General features: G+C 63.0%; 17 protein-coding genes and 1 pseudogene. 7 read left to right on the top strand and 11 right to left on the bottom strand.

Going from position 1 to position 16,759, the window contains the following annotated elements; genetic code table 11:
- From AC0L3L_RS12335 to AC0L3L_RS12315, 5 genes are all read right to left on the bottom strand, one after another.
- A complete protein-coding gene (locus tag AC0L3L_RS12335; protein WP_473637740.1) occupies positions 1-243 on the bottom strand; it encodes a hypothetical protein in 243 nt (80 codons plus the stop codon).
- 264 nt (positions 244-507) lie between these two features.
- The gene (locus AC0L3L_RS12330) at positions 508-906 is read right to left on the bottom strand and encodes a GFA family protein (protein ID WP_473637739.1); all 399 of its coding nucleotides are present in this window, start codon (positions 904-906) and stop codon (positions 508-510) included.
- Positions 907-1,093: 187 nt separating this feature from the next.
- Positions 1,094-2,050 carry an alpha/beta fold hydrolase gene (locus AC0L3L_RS12325; protein WP_473637738.1) on the bottom strand — a complete coding sequence of 319 codons (957 nt, stop codon included), beginning with the start codon at positions 2,048-2,050 and terminating at the stop codon, positions 1,094-1,096.
- A gap of 26 nt (positions 2,051-2,076) precedes the next feature.
- Entirely contained in the window at positions 2,077-2,562 is a 486-nt protein-coding gene (locus AC0L3L_RS12320) for an SRPBCC family protein (protein ID WP_473487941.1), read from the bottom strand.
- A 138-nt stretch (positions 2,563-2,700) separates the two neighbouring features.
- Positions 2,701-2,949: a ParB N-terminal domain-containing protein gene (locus AC0L3L_RS12315; RefSeq protein ID WP_095490758.1), complete on the bottom strand. Its 249-nt coding sequence runs from the start codon at positions 2,947-2,949 to the stop codon at positions 2,701-2,703.
- 156 nt (positions 2,950-3,105) lie between these two features.
- On the opposite strand from AC0L3L_RS12315, the gene AC0L3L_RS12310 reads away from it, so the two are divergent.
- The 5 genes from AC0L3L_RS12310 (at position 3,106) to AC0L3L_RS12290 (ending at position 8,823) form a co-directional block, all read left to right on the top strand.
- Entirely contained in the window at positions 3,106-4,746 is a 1,641-nt protein-coding gene (locus AC0L3L_RS12310; protein WP_473637737.1) for a N,N-dimethylformamidase beta subunit family domain-containing protein, read from the top strand.
- Position 4,747: 1 nt separating this feature from the next.
- Positions 4,748-6,127: an aminotransferase family protein gene (locus AC0L3L_RS12305; protein ID WP_473637736.1), complete on the top strand. Its 1,380-nt coding sequence runs from the start codon at positions 4,748-4,750 to the stop codon at positions 6,125-6,127.
- A gap of 2 nt (positions 6,128-6,129) precedes the next feature.
- Entirely contained in the window at positions 6,130-7,059 is a 930-nt protein-coding gene (gene kce, locus AC0L3L_RS12300) for a 3,5-dioxohexanoate:acetyl-CoA acetone transferase (protein WP_473637735.1), read from the top strand.
- A 220-nt stretch (positions 7,060-7,279) separates the two neighbouring features.
- Complete coding sequence (locus tag AC0L3L_RS12295; protein ID WP_473487938.1) at positions 7,280-7,795, top strand: GNAT family N-acetyltransferase; 516 nt, start codon at positions 7,280-7,282, stop codon at positions 7,793-7,795.
- Positions 7,792-8,823: a histone deacetylase family protein gene (locus AC0L3L_RS12290; protein WP_473637734.1), complete on the top strand. Its 1,032-nt coding sequence runs from the start codon at positions 7,792-7,794 to the stop codon at positions 8,821-8,823. The genes AC0L3L_RS12295 and AC0L3L_RS12290 overlap by 4 nt, the downstream gene beginning before the upstream one ends.
- Positions 8,824-8,841: 18 nt before the next feature.
- Here the strand turns inward: AC0L3L_RS12290 and AC0L3L_RS12285 are convergent.
- Positions 8,842-10,105, bottom strand: a pseudogene (locus AC0L3L_RS12285) (cysteine desulfurase-like protein).
- 60 nt (positions 10,106-10,165) lie between these two features.
- On the bottom strand, positions 10,166-11,233 hold the full coding sequence (locus AC0L3L_RS12280) for an aldo/keto reductase (protein ID WP_473487935.1): 1,068 nt from the start codon (positions 11,231-11,233) through the stop codon (positions 10,166-10,168).
- A gap of 369 nt (positions 11,234-11,602) precedes the next feature.
- Here AC0L3L_RS12280 and AC0L3L_RS12275 point away from each other — a divergent pair, with 369 nt between their 5' ends.
- Positions 11,603-11,767 carry a hypothetical protein gene (locus tag AC0L3L_RS12275; protein WP_023798224.1) on the top strand — a complete coding sequence of 55 codons (165 nt, stop codon included), beginning with the start codon at positions 11,603-11,605 and terminating at the stop codon, positions 11,765-11,767.
- A gap of 43 nt (positions 11,768-11,810) precedes the next feature.
- Here AC0L3L_RS12275 and AC0L3L_RS12270 read toward each other — a convergent pair whose 3' ends face one another.
- A complete protein-coding gene (locus AC0L3L_RS12270) occupies positions 11,811-12,317 on the bottom strand; it encodes a DUF1993 domain-containing protein (RefSeq protein WP_473528253.1) in 507 nt (168 codons plus the stop codon).
- 122 nt (positions 12,318-12,439) lie between these two features.
- Between AC0L3L_RS12270 and AC0L3L_RS12265 the strand changes: the two genes are divergently transcribed.
- Positions 12,440-13,489: a DUF1176 domain-containing protein gene (locus AC0L3L_RS12265; protein ID WP_473637733.1), complete on the top strand. Its 1,050-nt coding sequence runs from the start codon at positions 12,440-12,442 to the stop codon at positions 13,487-13,489.
- Here the strand turns inward: AC0L3L_RS12265 and AC0L3L_RS12260 are convergent.
- From AC0L3L_RS12260 to AC0L3L_RS12250, 3 genes are read right to left on the bottom strand one after another with little or no spacing between them, the layout of a single operon-like run.
- Entirely contained in the window at positions 13,486-14,361 is an 876-nt protein-coding gene (locus tag AC0L3L_RS12260; protein ID WP_473637732.1) for an alpha/beta hydrolase, read from the bottom strand. The two genes, AC0L3L_RS12265 and AC0L3L_RS12260, sit on opposite strands and share 4 nt — an antisense overlap.
- Positions 14,362-14,393: 32 nt before the next feature.
- Positions 14,394-16,004 carry an NTP transferase domain-containing protein gene (locus tag AC0L3L_RS12255; protein WP_473637731.1) on the bottom strand — a complete coding sequence of 537 codons (1,611 nt, stop codon included), beginning with the start codon at positions 16,002-16,004 and terminating at the stop codon, positions 14,394-14,396.
- A complete protein-coding gene (locus tag AC0L3L_RS12250; protein ID WP_473487931.1) occupies positions 16,001-16,705 on the bottom strand; it encodes an XdhC family protein in 705 nt (234 codons plus the stop codon). Before AC0L3L_RS12250 ends, AC0L3L_RS12255 begins: the two co-directional genes overlap by 4 nt.
- Between the last annotated feature and the right edge of the window lie 54 nt (positions 16,706-16,759).

Raw genomic sequence — 16,759 nt, 5'->3', positions numbered from 1 at the left:
CTAGCCGCACAACCATAGCGTGTGGCAGGCCGTGGCCACCACGTGAGCGGGCGGCACAAAGCGATCCTCGACGGGTCGATCGTCGGCGGGGCGATTGACGACCGGCGCATCGTCCTCCGCCCGGCGAACCTTTTCTTCAAGCAGCGTGCGAAGCTCGGCCGGCTGCACGCGGTCACGCTCCATCACGAGCTTGACCATCGGATCGCTCAAAAGCTCATCCAGGGTGTTGATTCTGTCGTTCATCCGTCGCCTCCTCGACTGCCGACCCGCACGTAATAGATAGGCGGCAATGATGGCTCGCCAATGACGCTTTGCCGGCGATCTCGTGTCGCGGATGAAAAAAATTGGGCACGCCTTTGCCTTCTCCCCTTGTTGTAGGAGAAGGTGGCCGCGAAGCGGCCGGATGAGCGGTGTTCCAGCTTGGCACCAACAGCGCTCCGGCCAGCACCCCTCAACCGTCTTGGCGCTGCGCGGCAATCCACCTTCTCCCACAACAAGGGGAGAAGGTTAAGCGGGCGGCGGGGCGCCTTCATATTGCGGCAGTCCGTCGTCGAGTTGCACCCAGGGCTGCTTCGAGGCGGTCCACATATGCATCTGCGGCTTGAATATCGAAGGGTCGTCGAGCGAGCCTGAGGTGACGCCGATGATGCCGGCGGAGTCGCGCCGGGAAAACATCGTCGTGCCGCAGCCCGGGCAGAAGCCGCGCTTGAGATCGGGCGAGGAACTCACTGTCGCCAACGGCCCGTCGATGGTCACATCGTCGATGCGGAACAGCACGCGGGCGTTGAAGGCAGCGCCCAGCGCCTTCTGGCAAAGCCGGCAATGGCAGACGCGCTCGTTGATCGGCGCGGCCTCAGTGCGGTAGCGCACCGCCCCGCACAGGCAGCCGCCCTGATATTTCGCCATTGCCTGAGCCCCTCTTTCTGAAGATTGGCAGCAAGGTAGCTGCCGGGATAGGAGCGTCAATTGAAAAGCTTTGATGGCGCCATCTGTTGGCGTGATGCGGCTGGCCGAACGTGCGATCAGGTTCGATGCGCAACGAGCGTCGCCGGCCATCTCGCGGGAGGACGGCCGGCAGGCAGTTGTCAGGCGGTCAGTTCGTTTCGCTGACGATCTCGTCCCAGGTCTTGACCTTGGTCTCGCCATTGAGAAAGGGCAGCGCGGCAGCCACCAGTTCCGGCGCGAAGAACACGTCGTAATGGGTGCGGTTCGGCAGGATGGCCAAGCGGTTCTGCGACAGGTTCTCGCGCATCCAGCCGGCGTCCTTCAGCCCGCCGCCGAGCATCTGATAGAACTTGATCTCATGCTCGGGCCGGTACATGTCGCTGTCGCCAAAAACCAGCATGACCGGCATCTTCAGCTTCGCCACGTCGGCGGAGTAGTCGTAGTCCTTGCGCATATGGGCGCCCAGTTGATCGAGCAGCTTCGGAAAGTCCTGCGGATGCGGCGCAACCGCCGCGTAGGACTTGTACATCGGCGTGTCCTTCATCATGTCGGCCATCGCCGCGCCGACCTGCGCCTGCTGGGTGCGCATGTCGGCATAGAAGCCGTCCGAGGCATAGCCGGTCGAGACCAGGACCAGCCGGCGCACGGCTTCGGGATGCTGGACGGCCATGCGGAAGGCAACGCCGCCGCCCAGCGAGTAACCGATGACATCGACCTGCTCGTAGCCGAGCGCCTTGACGATCGCCGCCATGTCGTCACCCATCGCCTCCAGGCTGAGCGGCCGGTCGCCGAGCGCGGTGCGGCCGTGACCATGCAGGTCGACGCCGATTACGGTGCGGTTTTCGGCAAGCTTCGGCAGAATCGGCGCGAACATGTCGGTCGTGCCGAGCCCACCATGTAGCAGAAGCAGCGGCTCGCCCTGGCCATAGACGGCGTAATAGTAATTCAGGCCGTTGATCGGCAGCAGGCCGGCTTTCGCCGGCTTCGGCATTGCTTTCATTTCGGAGGTCATGGCGGGCTTTGCCTCCTCGGCTTTGGTGGCGCCCGGCGCAGTGAAGAGCGCCGCAGCCGAGGCGAAAATGGCGAAAAACATCGATCTGGACATGTCGGTCTCCTTGCGTCCCGCCGATATCAAAGTCGCTTGGCAACTTCTTCGAGCTGATCGGCGCACTGGCCCCAGCCCTCGTGAAAGCCCATCTTCTCGTGCTCTTCGCGGTCAGTGACGGACCAATGCGCAACCCGGGCGATGTAGCGGGTCTTGCCCTCGCCCTCATCCTCGAAAGTCAGCACGACCGTCATGAACGGCTTTTCGGACGGCTCCCAGGCCTTTGTATAGGCGTCGGTGAGAACGATCTTCCTGCCCGGCACGACTTCGAGGAAGATGCCGGGGTTCGGGAATTCGTTGCCGTCGGGTCCCGCCATGACGACCAGGCTGGAGCCGCCGGTGCGCACGTCCATTTCGGCGCGCGGCGTCGTCCACGGCTTTGGCGCGAACCATTGCGTTACGAGTTTCGGCTCGGTCCAGCAGCGATAGACGTTCTCGCGCGGCGCATCGATGATGCGGGCAAGAACCAGTTCACGGTCCGAGCTGGGGGCGATATCGAGCTTGGTCGTCATGATGGTCTCCTCACTTGCTTGCTAAAGAGTTGGCTTGAATGCCGGTTTCCGTCTCAAGGACGAGTGGGCAACGCGCAGCCCGACACGGTCTCGCGAAAAACTTCGTCTGGCCGATTCCGGCGGACGCCGAATGAGAGCTTAGTGGCGCTTGGCTTGCACCAGATAGGCGTCGATCTCGGTCTCGCCGAGCCACTTCGCCGCTTCCAGCCGGTGCAGGCCTTCGACCAGGATATGGCGCTTGCCGTCATGACGCACCTGGATCGGCGTCTTCATGCCGTTCTCCAGAATGTCCTCTGCCAGATGCCGGACGGTCTCGGGATGCAGCGTCTTCCTGCGCGCGGTCGGCACGTAGATGTCGTCCACCTTGACCTTTTGCACTCTCAGCATATCGGCTCCCGTGGCGGAAAAGGCCGCCCTATGTGAGATAATCTGTTTGGCAGGCAAGGCCAAGGCCGGCTGTCAGCTATCGCTGGCCCGATCGTTTCCAATTGACGCTTGCCCGGCAGATGGTCGAAATGGCGATCTCCGATCATGCCGGTGTCCATGACTGACTTGCCGACCGAATTCCCCGATTTCGGCCTAACGCCCCACCAGCGCCGGCAAGCCGTGCGCGGCCACTACTGGGAGTGGCCGGGCATGGATGGCGAACGCGGCGAGATCTGGTGCTACAGCGACCGTTTTTCATACCGCCAGGGCGAGACGGTGGCGCTGCACGTCAGCTCGACAGCCTCCAGTTTCAGCATGTCAATCGTCCGCGACGGCGGCACCGAAACGAAAATGTTCGAGAAGGCCGGGACCGCGGCGCGCTGGCAGGATACGCCCGATCAATGTTCGGTCGTGGGTTGCGGCTGGGACACGTCGTTTGAATTTCGTGTCGGCGACGACTGGCCGTCCGGAGCCTACCGCGTCACGCTGACGGCGGACGGCCGCGACGGCAAGCCGATCCGCTGCCACCATCTTTTTATGGTTACCCCGCCGCCCGGCAAGAAACGGGGTCGTGTGCTGCAGGTTGCCGCCACCGGCACCTGGCTTGCCTACAACACTTGGGGCGGCTCCAATCATTACGAAGGCATCACCGGCCCGAACCGCGACCAGTATGCCCCAATGGTGTCGACGCAGCGGCCATGGTGCCGCGGCTTTGTTGTTCTGCCGAAGGAGGCGCCGCGGGTGCCGCTCGAGGTCGCCGTGCCACCGAAGACCGTGCCGCGCTATCCGCATATGGAATGGGCCTTCGCCACCGGCCATTCGAAGAAATACGCCTCGTCCGGCTGGGCAAGCTATGACAGCCACTTTTTTCGTTTTGCCGAATGCGCCGGCTATGCTGTCGACCTTGCGAGCCAGCACGAATTGCATATCTCGCCCGAAATCCTCGACGGCTATGACTGCGTCGTCTTCGTCGGCCATGACGAATACTGGACCTGGGAGATGCGCGACGCGGTCGACGCGTACGTCGAGCGCGGCGGCCATGCGGCGCGCTTCGCCGGCAATTTCATGTGGCAGACCAGGCTGGAGGACGAGGGCCGCCGGCAGGTCTGCTACAAATATCACGCCCGCGCCGAGGATCCGGCCTATCGAGGCGGCGACGTGACCCGTGCCACGAACTCCTGGGAAGCGCCCGAAATCGGCCGGCCGGGTGCCGCGACCTTCGGGCTCAATGCGACCAGAGGCCTCTACGCCGGCTGGGGCGGTTGCGCGCCGCGCGGCGTGCGCGGCTTTCCGGTCTACCGGCCGGAGCACTGGGCGTTCGCCGGCACAGGCATCTATTACGGCGACCTGCTCGGCGCCGGCAGCCATGTCTATGGCTATGAAGTCGACGGGCTCGACCACGAGATCCGCGGCGGCCTGCCCTACCCCACGCCCGACAGCGGCGCACCGGATGGGCTGCAAATCCTCGCCGTTGGCATGGCTAGCCAGGTCGAGGAGAGCGCCGACATCACTTTCGAGGACCAGTTTCTCGGCGATGCCGACGGCCGCTTTTCCGCCGAGACGCTGTTCGGCGAGGCGAGCGACGCCAATCTCGACAAGGTCAAGCGCGGCAACGGCATGATCGTCAATTTCCCCCGCGGCAAGGGCGAGGTGTTCAACGCCGGAAGCTGCGAGTGGATCGCCGGCCTGCTAAGGCAGGATGCGATGGTCGAGCGCGTCACCAAGAATGTTCTCGACCGTTACCTTGGAAAGACCTGACATGCTGAAGTCCCAGACCCCCGCCCTAGACACCGAGGCGCGCCCGCCGTCGCATCTGTTCTATTTGTCCAGCCTGCGCCGACCGCTGGTCGATCGCGCCGAAGGTATCTACATCTGGACGCAGGATGGCCGCCGCTTCATCGACGGATCGAGCGGACCGATGGTCGCCAATATCGGTCATTCCAACCGCAACGTGCTCGATGCGATGAAGCGGCAGATGGACCGCGCCACCTTCGCCTACCGGCTGCATTTCGAGAACGAGCCGGCCGAGGAGTTGGCGCGGGAACTGGCCGGAAAGCTGCCCGAAGGCATGGACCGCATCTTTTTCGTCTCGGGCGGCTCGGAAGCGACGGAATCCTGCATCAAGCTTGCCCGGCAGTGGGCAGTGGCGACAGGCCAGCCCAGGCGCTGGAAGGTAATCACCCGCTTTCCCTCCTATCATGGCGGCACGCTTGGTTCGCTGTCCGTCACCGGTGACGATGCGCTGGCCGAAACTTTTGCGCCGATGATGCAGGTCATGCCGACCGTGCCGGCGCCGGCCGCCTGGCGCGACCGTGACAATCTCTCGATGGAAGAGCGCGGTATTCGCTACGCCGACATGCTGGAGGAGAAAATCCTCGCTGAAGGGCCTGAAAGCGTGCTCGCCTTCATCATGGAGCCGGTCGGCGGCGCTGCCACAGCGGCGTTGGTGGCGCCGGACAGCTATTATCCGGGCATCGGCGAGATCTGCGACCGCTACGGCATTCTGCTCATTCATGATGAAGTGATGAGTGGTGTCGGCCGCACCGGAAAATTCCTCGGCGGCGACCACTGGAACTGCAAGCCTGACATCGTCGCGCTGTCGAAGGGGCTAGGCTCAGGCTATGCGCCGCTTGGCGCGTTGGCCGCACCGATGCGGCTGGTGCAGCCGCTGCTCGCCTCCGGCGGCTTCCAGCATGGCCATACCTACGCCGGCAATCCGCTCGCCTGCGCCGCCGGGCTCGCCGTGCTCGGCGAGATGGATCGTCTGGACCTGATCGCCAACGCGGCTGACATGGGCGATATTTTGATGGCCGAGTTGAAGGGATTGGCCAAGCGGTTTCCGTTTATCGCCGACGTGCGCGGCAAGGGCCTGCTGCTAGGTGCCGAGATGGTCGCCGAACCCGATACGCTGAAGCCGATCGCACCGGCGAAGAAGGCCACCCAGCGTCTGCTCGACCTCGCCTATGAACGTGGCCTGATCATCTATGGGCGAAAGGTCAAGGGCGGCGTCGACGGCGACAATTTCATGGTGGCGCCGCCGATGATTGTCACTGCCGAGCAGATCGGCGAGATCGTCGCCATCATCGGCGACTCGCTGCAGGTGCTGGCCGGCGAGCTCGACCTGCCGGTCGAAAGCTGAAAATGGCGCCACGAAAAGTCATCATCACCTGCGCCGTCACCGGGTCGGTGCACACGCCGTCGATGTCGCCGCACCTGCCAGTGACGCCGGACCAGATCGCCGAAGAAGCGATCGCGGCCGCCGAAGCCGGCGCCTCGATCCTGCATCTTCACGCCCGTGATCCCGGGGATGGGCGGCCGACCGCCGATCCTGATGTGTTCATGCAGTTCCTGCCGCGCATCAAGCAGGCGACTGACGCGGTGATCAACATCACCACCGGCGGCTCATCGCTGATGACGCTCGACCAGCGGCTGGCCGCACCGCTCAGGGCCGAGCCCGAAATGTGCTCGCTCAATTTGGGCTCGATGAATTTCGCGCTGTTCCCGATGCTCGACCGGCCAAGGCAATGGCAGTACGAGTGGGAGCCGAAACTGCTGGAAGCGACACGCGACACGATCTTCAAAAACACATTTGCCGATATGGAGACCGTGCTCGAAAGACTTGGAAAGGGCTGCGGCACACGCTTCGAATTTGAATGCTACGATGTCGGCCACCTCTACTCACTGGCGCATTTTCGCGACCGGGGGCTGGTGTCGGGACCGATGTTCATCCAGTTCGTGTTCGGCATTCTCGGCGGTATCGGCGCCGATCCCGACAATCTGGTCCATATGAAGCGCATCGCCGACAAACTGTTCGGCGACAGTTACCAGTTTTCGGTGCTGGCCGCCGGGCGCCACCAGATGCCAATGATCTCGATTGCGGCGGCGATGGGCGGCAATGTCCGCGTCGGGCTGGAGGACAGCCTTTACGACGGCCGCCAGCTGGCAAAGTCCAATGCCAATCAGGTGCGCCGTATCCGCAGTGTGCTCGACGGGCTGTCGCTGGACGTCGCCACGCCCACTGAGGTGCGCGAGATGCTGGCGCTCAAGGGTGGCGATAGGGTAGCTTTTTGAGACGATCTGAGATGCTTGCGTTCCGTCCCACCCCCCTCTGTCCTGCCCTCTTTGCCGCCACTTGGCATCTTCCCCGCAAGGGGGGAGATCGGATGTCCCAGTCGTTTTCGCCAATCGCGAACGTCGCAGGATGTGCGGGTAGATTGACGCTGCCAATCTCCCCCCTGTCGGAGGAGATGTCCGGCAGGACAGAGGGGGGTACCTTGGCGCCCCACTTATCGTGACCGATCCTGCAAACGACATTCTCATCCGGCCCGGCACCGTCGAGGACGTCGAAACGATCCATGCCGCAATCCTGCGACTTGGCGCTCATATCGGCGCGCCCGGGGAAATCACTTCTACGGCCGAGGACCTTCGCACCTATGGCTTTGGCGAAAACCCTGCCTTCTCGACGCTGATCGCCGAGGTCGGCGACGAGTTTGCCGGCCTGTGCCTGCATTTCCCGATCTTCTCGACCTGGATGGGGCGGCCCGGCGTTTATGTGCAGGACCTTTATGTCGAGGATCGGTTTCGCGGCCGCAGGATCGGCGAACGCCTGCTGCGGCGTGCCGCGCGAGAATGCCGGAAGGACGGCGGCGCCTATCTCAGACTGTCCGTCGATACCGACAATGAAACCGCCAAGGCCTTCTACGAAAGGCTGGGCATTGCCTGGTCGAGCTACGAGCAGGTGCAGAAGATCGTCGGCGACGCGTTCTTTGCCTTCGCCGATGCACCCGATGATGAGGAGCCAAGATGAAAGCCTTTTATGCCGAAGAGCAGAAGCGCCACGATCCCAAGGCGTTCCTCTCCAGCGGCGCCCAGAAACCCAATCCGGAAAAGCCGGAACGCGTCGAACGGCTGCTCGTCGGCGCCAAGGCCGCCGGCTGCACGATCGAACGGCCGAGAGATCACGGGCTTGGTCCGGTTGCGGCGGTCCATGCGCCCGAATACCTTGATTTTCTCGAGCACATCTTTGTGCGCTGGCAGCGCATCGAAGGCGCTTCGGCCGAAGTGATCCCCAACATCCATCCGATCGCGCGGGGCGGCTCTTATCCGGCATCGGCGGTCGGCCAGGCCGGCTACCACATGGCCGACACCGCTTGCCCGATCTCCGGCGAGACGTGGCGGAGCGCGCTGTGGAGCGCCTGGAGCGCGGTCGAGGCCGCTGAGGGCGTGATGTCGGGCGCACCGGCTGCCTATGCGCTCTGCCGTCCGCCCGGCCATCACGCCTTTGCCGATGTCGCCGGCGGCTTCTGCTTCATCAACAATTCGGCGATCGCGGCACAGGTGCTCCGCAAGCAAGCTGCGCGGGTGGCGATCCTCGACGTCGACCTGCATCACGGCAACGGCACGCAAGGCATTTTCTACGCACGGCCGGACGTGCTCACCGTCTCGCTGCATGCCGATCCGGTGCGCTTCTATCCGTTCTTCTGGGGTCATGCAGACGAACGCGGCGAAGGAGCCGGACTCGGCTACAATTTCAACCTGCCGCTGGCGCGCAAATCCGGCGATGCCGCGTTCCTCGAAGCACTCGACGTGGCGTTCCAGCGTATCCGCGCCTTTGCGCCGGAAGCGCTTGTCGTGGCGCTCGGCCTCGACGCCTTCGAGGGCGATCCGTTCGGCGGACTATCGCTGACGACGCAGGGCTTCTCGCGCATCGGCGAGGCTATCGCCGGTCGCGGCCTGCCGACGGTAATCGTCCAGGAAGGCGGCTATCTCTGCGACGAACTCGGCGACAATCTTACTGCCTTCCTCACCGGGTTCGGCGGCGGCAAGAAACGCTAATATCAGCCGGATGTCGCGTCAGGATCGCTCCTGTCGCAGCATCGCGATAACCCGATGCACGCTCTCCAGCGTCTCGTCGATCTCGGACGCCGTATTGTAGTGGGCGATGCCGATGCGTATGACGCCTTGCTCGGCCGGAATGCCGAGCTGATGCACGATCTCCCAGGCGTAGTTGTGGCCGGACCACAGGAAGATGTTGTCCGCATTCATCTGCCGTACGATCGTCTCCGGCACGATGCCGTCGACGGTGAACGAGACCGTCGGCACGCGCTCCCCGATACACGCCGGATCGGTGATACCGTGGATCGTCAGGCCTGAAACGTCCGACAGCCCGTCGATCAGCCTTTGCGCCAGCGGGTTTTCGTAAGCTGTTGATGTTTCGAACGCCTTGGCGATCCTGGCGCGGCGCGAACCGCCCTCGCCTGCCGCCGCGCCCAGCTCCGCAAAATAATCGACCGCGGCCGTGAGTCCGGCCATCAGTTCGATCTGCGGCGTGCCGAGTTCGAACCGCTCCGGCAGAGCATTGGACGAACAGCGGCATTTATACGGTTTCAGGGCGTCGATGACGTCAAGTCTGCCCCATAGGATGCCCATGCGGGCCGAAGAATTTATAGGCCGAGCAGATTAGGAAATCGCAGCCGAGATCCCTGACGTCGATCAGGCCGTGCGGCGCGAACTGCACGGCGTCGACATAGACCAGCGCGCCGGCCTGCTTGGCAATGCGCGTCAGCGCCTTCACCCGGTTGATCGAGCCGGTCAGATTGCTGGCGTAGTTCAAGGCGACCAGTCGCGTCCTGTCGGTGAGCAGCGCAGCAAGCGCCGCCTCCTCGATCTGCCAGCTCTGCTGGTCGAAAGGCAGCCAGCGCACGACAAGGCCAAGGTCTTCGGCCAGCTGCAGCCAGGGCGATACGTTGCCTTCGTGGTCCATGCGGGTGAGGATGATCTCGTCGCCGGGCTGCATCGTGCGGCCAAGCGTGCGCGACATGTGATAGGTCAGCGTCGTCATGTTGGCGCCGATGATGATTTCCTGCGGGCTCGCAGCACCGAGGAAATCGGCCATCGCCGCATGGGCGTCGTCGACTATCTGTTGCGCCGCAATCGTGGTTTCGAAGAAGCCGCCGAGATTGGCGTTTGTGGTCAGCAGGCAGCGTGACACCGCGTCGGCTACCGCTTGCGGCACCTGGGTGCCGGCCGGGTTGTCGAGATAGATGCGGCGACGGCCCTTGTCGGTCAGCGACAGTGCCGGGAATTTCTCGCGCACGACCTCAATCGGAAAAGTCACTTTTTCTCCCTCCCTCTTGTAATCGTTTGGCAATCACACCTTACAGCGCCGGAAAGCAGCTCACGGACACGGGTTGCCGACACGCTGGTGGATTGCGTCGACCGCCTTCTGCATTTCCTCGGTCCAGACGACATCGGCGGAAGACAGCGCCATTTCGAGCTGCGAAAGGGTCGTCGCGCCGATGAGGCTCGAAGTGACGAAAGGCCGGCTCGCGACATAGGCGTTGGCAAACAGTGCCGGCTCCATGCCGAATGAGCGCGCCAGCTCGTTGTACTCGAGCTGCGCCTCCGCGGCATTGGGCGTCTCGTAACGCTGACCGCGGTTGAAGAGCTGAGAACGCGAGCCCAGCGGCCGCGCGCCATGGTCGTACTTTCCGGTCAGGTAACCTTGTCCCAGCGGCGAATAGGCGAGCAGGGAAACCTGTTCGCGCTCGCAGACTTCGGCAAGATTCACCTCGAAGCCGCGGTTGACGAAGTTATAGGCGTTCTGCAGCGACACCAGCCGCGGACCTAGGCCCTTGTCGGCTTCGGCGATGAACCGCATGACGCCCCAGGAGCTCTCGTTCGACAGGCCGAAATGGCGGATTTTTCCGGCCTTCACCAATTCGTCGAAGACGGCGAGGGTCTCGGCGATCGGCGTCTCGCCGGCCGGTGTGCCGACGGCATCGGCTCGCAGCGGCACGGCGCCGACGCGGTTCGGGTTGGCGCCCCACGGCACGGCGCGCTCCGGCCAATGGATTTGATAGAGATCGAGATAATCGGTGTTGAGCCTGGTCAGCGATTTTTCGACGGCATCCAAGATGTCGGCGCGCACCAGCTTCGACGGACGCCCGCCGCGGAACCATGCATTGGCGGTGCGGCCAACCACCTTCGAGGCGAGGATCACCTGATCGCGGTTGCCTTTCGCTTTCATCCAGCTGCCGATGATCTTCTCGGTCCAGCCTTGCGTCTCCGCCTTGGGCGGGATCGGGTAGAGCTCGGCAGTGTCGATGAAGTTGATGCCGCGCGAAAAGGCCAGATCCATCTGGGCGTGGCCGTCCGCTTCGGTGTTCTGCTGGCCCCAGGTCATCGATCCCAAGCAGATCTGGGAAACAAGAAGATCGGTCCGACCGAGGCGGCGTTTGTGCATGGAACTTTCTCCGGCGGGAAGTTTTTGCGCGGCTGCGCGGGGAGGAAGGCACAGCATACAGGAATGCGAGGGCTGTCTCCAAGCCCGCCGCCAATCGCCGACGACTTTTCCATGAAATCCAGCCAACGGCTACGCAGCAGACAACAAAAAGCCGGACTGCATTTTTCATGCAGTCCGGAATTTCGCCAGGAATGGCGAGGAAAAACCGGCCCTGTGCCGGCGTTCAGCTATACGGTCCGTCCGCGCCGGAAGTTTCACCGGTAATCAAAAAAACCTGTGCAGCATGGCTGCCATGCAAATGCTGCACTGCACAATTGTCATGATTTGCTTATATTGCGACTCGGGGAGGACCAACCAGGGGCTTGAATCATGGGTTTTCTCACTGAAATGTTCGCCCGTCCGCGTCCGCAGGAACATCTGCGCTACCGCGCGGCTCTGGCGCTGCTTCATTCGATGAGCAATGCCGACCGTGCCGACATCGGCATCAAACCAGCCGATTTTCCGCGTGTCGCTCGCGAAATGTCCTCACGTTAGTCACGGATATCCCGGCTCGACCGGGATATCTCCTCGCCATTCTTCAACGCGATCCCATGAAAATCGCCTTGCTCAGCGGCACGCCATTGTGGCGCAGGATGTCGTAGGCGGTGGTCACGTGGAAATAGAAATTGGGCATGGCGAGATGCAGCAGATACTGCATGCCGGCCATCGAGAACTCGCGCTGGCCAAGCTTCAGCTCGATCATTCTGTCATCGGAGCCGTCCATATCGGCAGCCGAAAATGTCGCCAGATGGTCGACGGTCTTGGCGATGCGCGCCTGGAGATCGGCAAAGCTCGCCTCGCTGTCCTCGTATTTCGGCACCTCGCGGCCGGCAAGCCGCGATGGCGCGCCCTTAGCGTGGTCGGTGGCGATCTGCACCTGCCTGGTCAGCGCGTACATGTCCGGCGCCAGCCTCGACGTCAAAAACACCTGCGGATCGATCTTGCGGTCGAGCGCATTCTGCTCGGCGATGTTCAGCACGTTGGATAGCGCCTTCAACCTGGCCGAAAACACCGGAACGGACGCTTCGTACATCGATATGGTCACATGAATCTCCTATCCGGCGGGAACGCCGAGGGCGGCACCTAGCGCCTCCGCGGGCGATTCTTCAAGCGCCACCACGTCGCCGCAATCGGTATGATAGGATTCCCATCTGGTGGAGATTCCCGATGAGAAGCGCCCTTTTCGCAGCGACCGCTTTTTTCTCCCTTGCCGTGACAGGCCAGCCAGTGCTCGCCGCCGAAGCGCCCTATGTCGACGACAGGTCGAACGCCGAAGCGGTCATCCGCTCGTTCTACAGCGCCATCAACCGGCAAGAATTCGCGCGCGCCTGGGACTATTTCGGCGAAACCAAGCCGGCCAAGGATTTCGGCGCCTTCGTTAAAGGCTATGACGGCACCGACACCGTCGAAGTCAAAACCGGTGGTGTGTCCGAAGACGGTGCGGCCGGCAGCATCTATTACAATGTTCCGGTCGCCATCCGGGCGACAGCCAAGGACGGCAGCGAAAATGTCTTTGCCGGTTGCTATACGTTGCGCCAGATCAACGCCCAGATCCAGGAACCGCCATTCCGCCCGATCTTCATCGACAAGGGCGCGCTGAAACCATCCAAGGCCGATTTCGAGGACGCGGTGCCGGCAAGCTGCGGCGACGGACCGCCGCCGCCGAAGAAAGATGCGGCGCTGGAGCAGGTCAAGAAAGCGTTTGCAGCCACCTATGGCGAACAATGCGACAAGGAAATGCCAGGCGGCGAGCCCTTGGCAGAGCCGGACGCCTACTCCCTCCGCTACAAGTATCCGGGCTCCGAGGCCGACGAGCCGGAACTCGAGACGCGGCTATTCCGCTTTTTCTGCTCGATGGCCGCCTATAATGAGAGTGTCGTCTACTATGTCTACGACGACGTATCAGGCGTCCGGCAGTTGCAGTTCGCCTCGCCGGAACTCGATATCCACTATGAGAACAACAATAGCGAAGGTAAGGTCGAGGCGATCAACGTCATTGGCTTCCAGACCGACGACCAGCTGGTCAATTCCGAATATGACGACGCCACCAAGACGATCTCGTCGCTCAACAAGTGGCGCGGCGTCGGCGATGCCTCGTCAGTCGGGACCTATCTGTTTCGCAACGGCAATTTCTCGCTGGTGCAGTTCGATGTCGACGCCTCCTATGACGGCGAGATCAACCCGCAGACGGTGGTGGACTACAACACCGCGCCTTAAGGAGCCTTCGACAGCATCCAGTTGAGCGTGCCGCGCCAGTCGGTCATGCGGATCGGCGTACCGTGTGTGCCCGTCTCGAAGCGGACAAAGCGGGCCGGATAGGTTTTCGATTTGGTCAGGATCGAACGGAAGAAGCCTTCCTGTTTCTCGACTGGAAACACCGGGTCCTTGCTGCCCTGGCCAAAGAAGACCGGAACACGGCGCTTGAAGGCCAGACTCGAGAAGAAACTTTCATCCCACAGCGAACCGAGCAGCAGCAGCCCGTCGATGCGGCCGCCCGTATTCTTGCGGGCGGCAAGCTTCCAGCACAGTGCGCCGCCCATCGAGCCGCAGGCAACGAAGATCTTCGCGTCCGGCGACCGTTCGGCATAGTGACCGATCAGCGCGGCGATTTGGTCCGCGCCGTTGTCGCCGAAATCGGAAAAGTCCGGCGACAGATAGAGGCCGCCATTGCCGGCCATCAGGTTCTTGATGCGGTTGAAATTGCCACCGAAGGTGAAATCGTCGACGCCCTGCTTACGGCTGCCGCCCTGTCCATGCAAATAGAGCACGATGATGGCAGCACCTTGCGTGCGACCGACGGCGACGTGGCGGATATTGCCGGCGTCGGTCTTCAGCAGCAGATCCTGCTGCACCTTGCGCACACCGGTGTCGACATATCGCGGCTGCGCGCGGCGCTCCGGCACCTTGTCGCGAGCGTTGATATCGCGCAGCTCGCGATAGTCGACGACAGTATAGGCGCCCTCGGAAGAGAGGATGGCCGGATAGGCGAACAGGTCGTCCTTGAAGGGCTTTAGCGACAGCGTTTGACCGTACGCCAAACCCGAAAACAAAAGAAAAATCAAGGTCAGAAGCTGTAAACGGAGAGCCATCCCTCAGGGATGCGTTTTTCGGCCTCGGTTTGTCAATCCTGCAGCACGCCGCCGGCGCCTTCCAGCGCCTCGCGGGTGTCAACATCGATCGACGCACCCTTGCCGATCTCGACATCGACGACATCGAGCCCTTCGGCCTCGACTAGATGGCGCGCGCCGGTATCGCCTTCGAGATGAGCGATCGCCGCAAACAGTGAGCGCGGCAACAGCACCGGGTTGCCTCGCTCTCCCTCATGAGAGGCGCGCACGACCGATCGGCCCTCGGACTTGCGGAATTCATCGATCAGCCTGTCGAGATCGGCTGACGCGACGCCAGGCATGTCGCCAAGCACGATCATGGCACCGGCAGCGTCGCCGGCAACTTTCGCGATGCCGGCCTTCAGCGACGAAGACAGGCCGTCAGCGAAATCCGGATTGTCGGCGAAGGTGATGTCCAGGCCCGACAGCGCTGTCCGCACGCGCTCGCGCTGATGGCCGGTGACGACAATTGTATCAGAGGCTTTCGAGCCGAGCGCGCGCTCGGCGGTGCGGCGGACCAGCGGCTTGCCGTCGAACAGCGCCAGCAGCTTGTTCGGGCCGCCCATGCGGCTGGAGCGGCCGGCGGCCAGCAGCACGACATCGACCTTCAACTCGGCTCTGGCCGGCAGCGGCTCGCGCGGCTGTGGCCGCGTCGGGATTTCCATCAACAGACCGCCGACACCCATGCCGGCGATATCCTTGGCCGTCACGTCGAGGCCGGCGATCAACCGGTCAAGAACCCAGTCGAAGCCGTTCTCCTTGGGGCTGCGGGCGCAGCCCGGTGCGCCGATGACGCGCTTGCCGCCAAGCGTACCGAGCACCAACAGATTGCCAGGATCGACAGGCATGCCGGCGCGGATGACGATGCCGCCGGCCTTCTCGATCGCCGCCGGGACGACGTCGCCAAAATCGCTCATCGCCGAGGCGCCGAAGATCACCACCATGTCGTTATCGCGCGCCAGCGAGACCGCAGCCTCCGCAACGGTGCCAACGTCGTGCGGCGTGCGGCGCTCCGCCGTCAGCCGGCCGCCCGACCGCGCCAAGCGGGCTTCGGTGACACGCAACGTCTTGTCGAGCACGCTCTGCTTGATGCCGGGCAGAACCGTCTGGATGACGCCGACACGGACCGGCTGATAGACATTGACGGCAAAGATCTCGCCGCCGGCGCAGATCCTCGCCACCGAATCGACCAGCATGGAGCTGACCGCGAAGGGAATGATCTTCACCGTTGCAACCATCTGGCCCTTTTCAACCGGCGCGTGCTGCGCCAAGGTGGCGATGGTGATCGTCGGATCAACGGCGTTGATGGCGTCGATCATCGCCGCATCGACGGTGAAGATGCCGGCCGCCTGAGCGTGGAGATTAACCCGGCCGGTCGAAGCGGACTTGGCCTCGATGTTGCGATGAATCATGCTGTCCGCGATCTTTTCGGCGGCAGCGTCCTCGCTCAAATCGTCGGGAGCGAGAACAGCCGCGACAACCTCCGAAATCCCTGCTGCCTTGAGCAAAGATACATCATCGGCGTTCAGCCGATGCGCCTTGCGGAAGCGCCGTTCTCCGGCGGTGGTGGCGTGCGCCAGCACCGCGCCTTCAGCCGTATCTACGGGGATCGGCCCAAACTTCACGCCGCCGCGTCCTTCGCTTCGAAGCCGCGCGAACGAAATGCCTTGATCGCTTGCGCCAGCACCGCGACGGCGATCTCTGCCGGGCTGGCAGCGCCAATGTCCAAGCCGATCGGCGCGTGGATGCGGGCGATCTGGTCGGCGGTCGCGCCCAATGCCAGCAGGCGCTCGACGCGCTTAGCATGGGTCTTGCGGCTGCCAAGCGCCCCAACATAGAAGCAGTTGGCGTCGAGCGCCGCCTTCAGCGCGAAGTCATCGATCTTCGGATCATGGGTGACGGCTGCCAACGCCGTATAGCTGTCGAGCGGCTGGCGCGAAAGCACATCCTCCGGCCATTCGGCATGCAGCGCGACATCGGGAAAGCGGTCTGATGTGGCGAAGGCCGTGCGCGGATCGACGATCTCGACGGGATAGCCGGCGATCTTGGCCATCGGCGCCAGTGCCTGGCTGATATGGACGGCGCCGATCACCATCAGGCGCGGCTGCGGCAGGTGGGCGTTGAGAAAGAAGGTTCGCCCTTCCGCCTCGACCGAGCCCGAATTGCCTGACCGAAACGCCTTGGCGATCGCAGCGCCCAATTCGCCGGCGACCTGATCGCCCTCGCGCACGATGCGGTCGCGGCCGTCGCCGAGATCGGTGACCAAGATCGCCGCGCGGCGGGCGCGGCGTTCGACGTTCAGCGTTTTCAGCGCATATGGATCCATCAAAAGATCTCTTGTTTGAGCATGATCTTGTCCGAAAACCGGTTCCCACTTTTC

It is taken from the genome of Mesorhizobium sp. WSM4849, from assembly GCF_055811385.1.
This window is presented reverse-complemented; position numbering and strand designations above follow the sequence as displayed.

Excerpts from the sequence above, each read along its gene's own strand:
- AC0L3L_RS12305 (WP_473637736.1), top strand. The coding sequence starts at position 4,748 with ATGCTGAAGTCCCAGACCCCCGCCCTAGACACCGAGGCGCGCCCGCCG.
- AC0L3L_RS12330 (WP_473637739.1), bottom strand. The coding sequence starts at position 906 with ATGGCGAAATATCAGGGCGGCTGCCTGTGCGGGGCGGTGCGCTACCGC.
- AC0L3L_RS12290 (WP_473637734.1), top strand. The coding sequence starts at position 7,792 with ATGAAAGCCTTTTATGCCGAAGAGCAGAAGCGCCACGATCCCAAGGCG.
- AC0L3L_RS12275 (WP_023798224.1), top strand. The coding sequence starts at position 11,603 with ATGGGTTTTCTCACTGAAATGTTCGCCCGTCCGCGTCCGCAGGAACAT.
- AC0L3L_RS12315 (WP_095490758.1), bottom strand. The coding sequence starts at position 2,949 with ATGCTGAGAGTGCAAAAGGTCAAGGTGGACGACATCTACGTGCCGACC.
- AC0L3L_RS12250 (WP_473487931.1), bottom strand. The coding sequence starts at position 16,705 with ATGGATCCATATGCGCTGAAAACGCTGAACGTCGAACGCCGCGCCCGC.
- kce (WP_473637735.1), top strand. The coding sequence starts at position 6,130 with ATGGCGCCACGAAAAGTCATCATCACCTGCGCCGTCACCGGGTCGGTG.
- AC0L3L_RS12320 (WP_473487941.1), bottom strand. The coding sequence starts at position 2,562 with ATGACGACCAAGCTCGATATCGCCCCCAGCTCGGACCGTGAACTGGTT.
- AC0L3L_RS12260 (WP_473637732.1), bottom strand. The coding sequence starts at position 14,361 with ATGGCTCTCCGTTTACAGCTTCTGACCTTGATTTTTCTTTTGTTTTCG.
- AC0L3L_RS12265 (WP_473637733.1), top strand. The coding sequence starts at position 12,440 with ATGAGAAGCGCCCTTTTCGCAGCGACCGCTTTTTTCTCCCTTGCCGTG.
- AC0L3L_RS12310 (WP_473637737.1), top strand. The coding sequence starts at position 3,106 with ATGACTGACTTGCCGACCGAATTCCCCGATTTCGGCCTAACGCCCCAC.
- AC0L3L_RS12325 (WP_473637738.1), bottom strand. The coding sequence starts at position 2,050 with ATGTCCAGATCGATGTTTTTCGCCATTTTCGCCTCGGCTGCGGCGCTC.
- AC0L3L_RS12335 (WP_473637740.1), bottom strand. The coding sequence starts at position 243 with ATGAACGACAGAATCAACACCCTGGATGAGCTTTTGAGCGATCCGATG.
- AC0L3L_RS12280 (WP_473487935.1), bottom strand. The coding sequence starts at position 11,233 with ATGCACAAACGCCGCCTCGGTCGGACCGATCTTCTTGTTTCCCAGATC.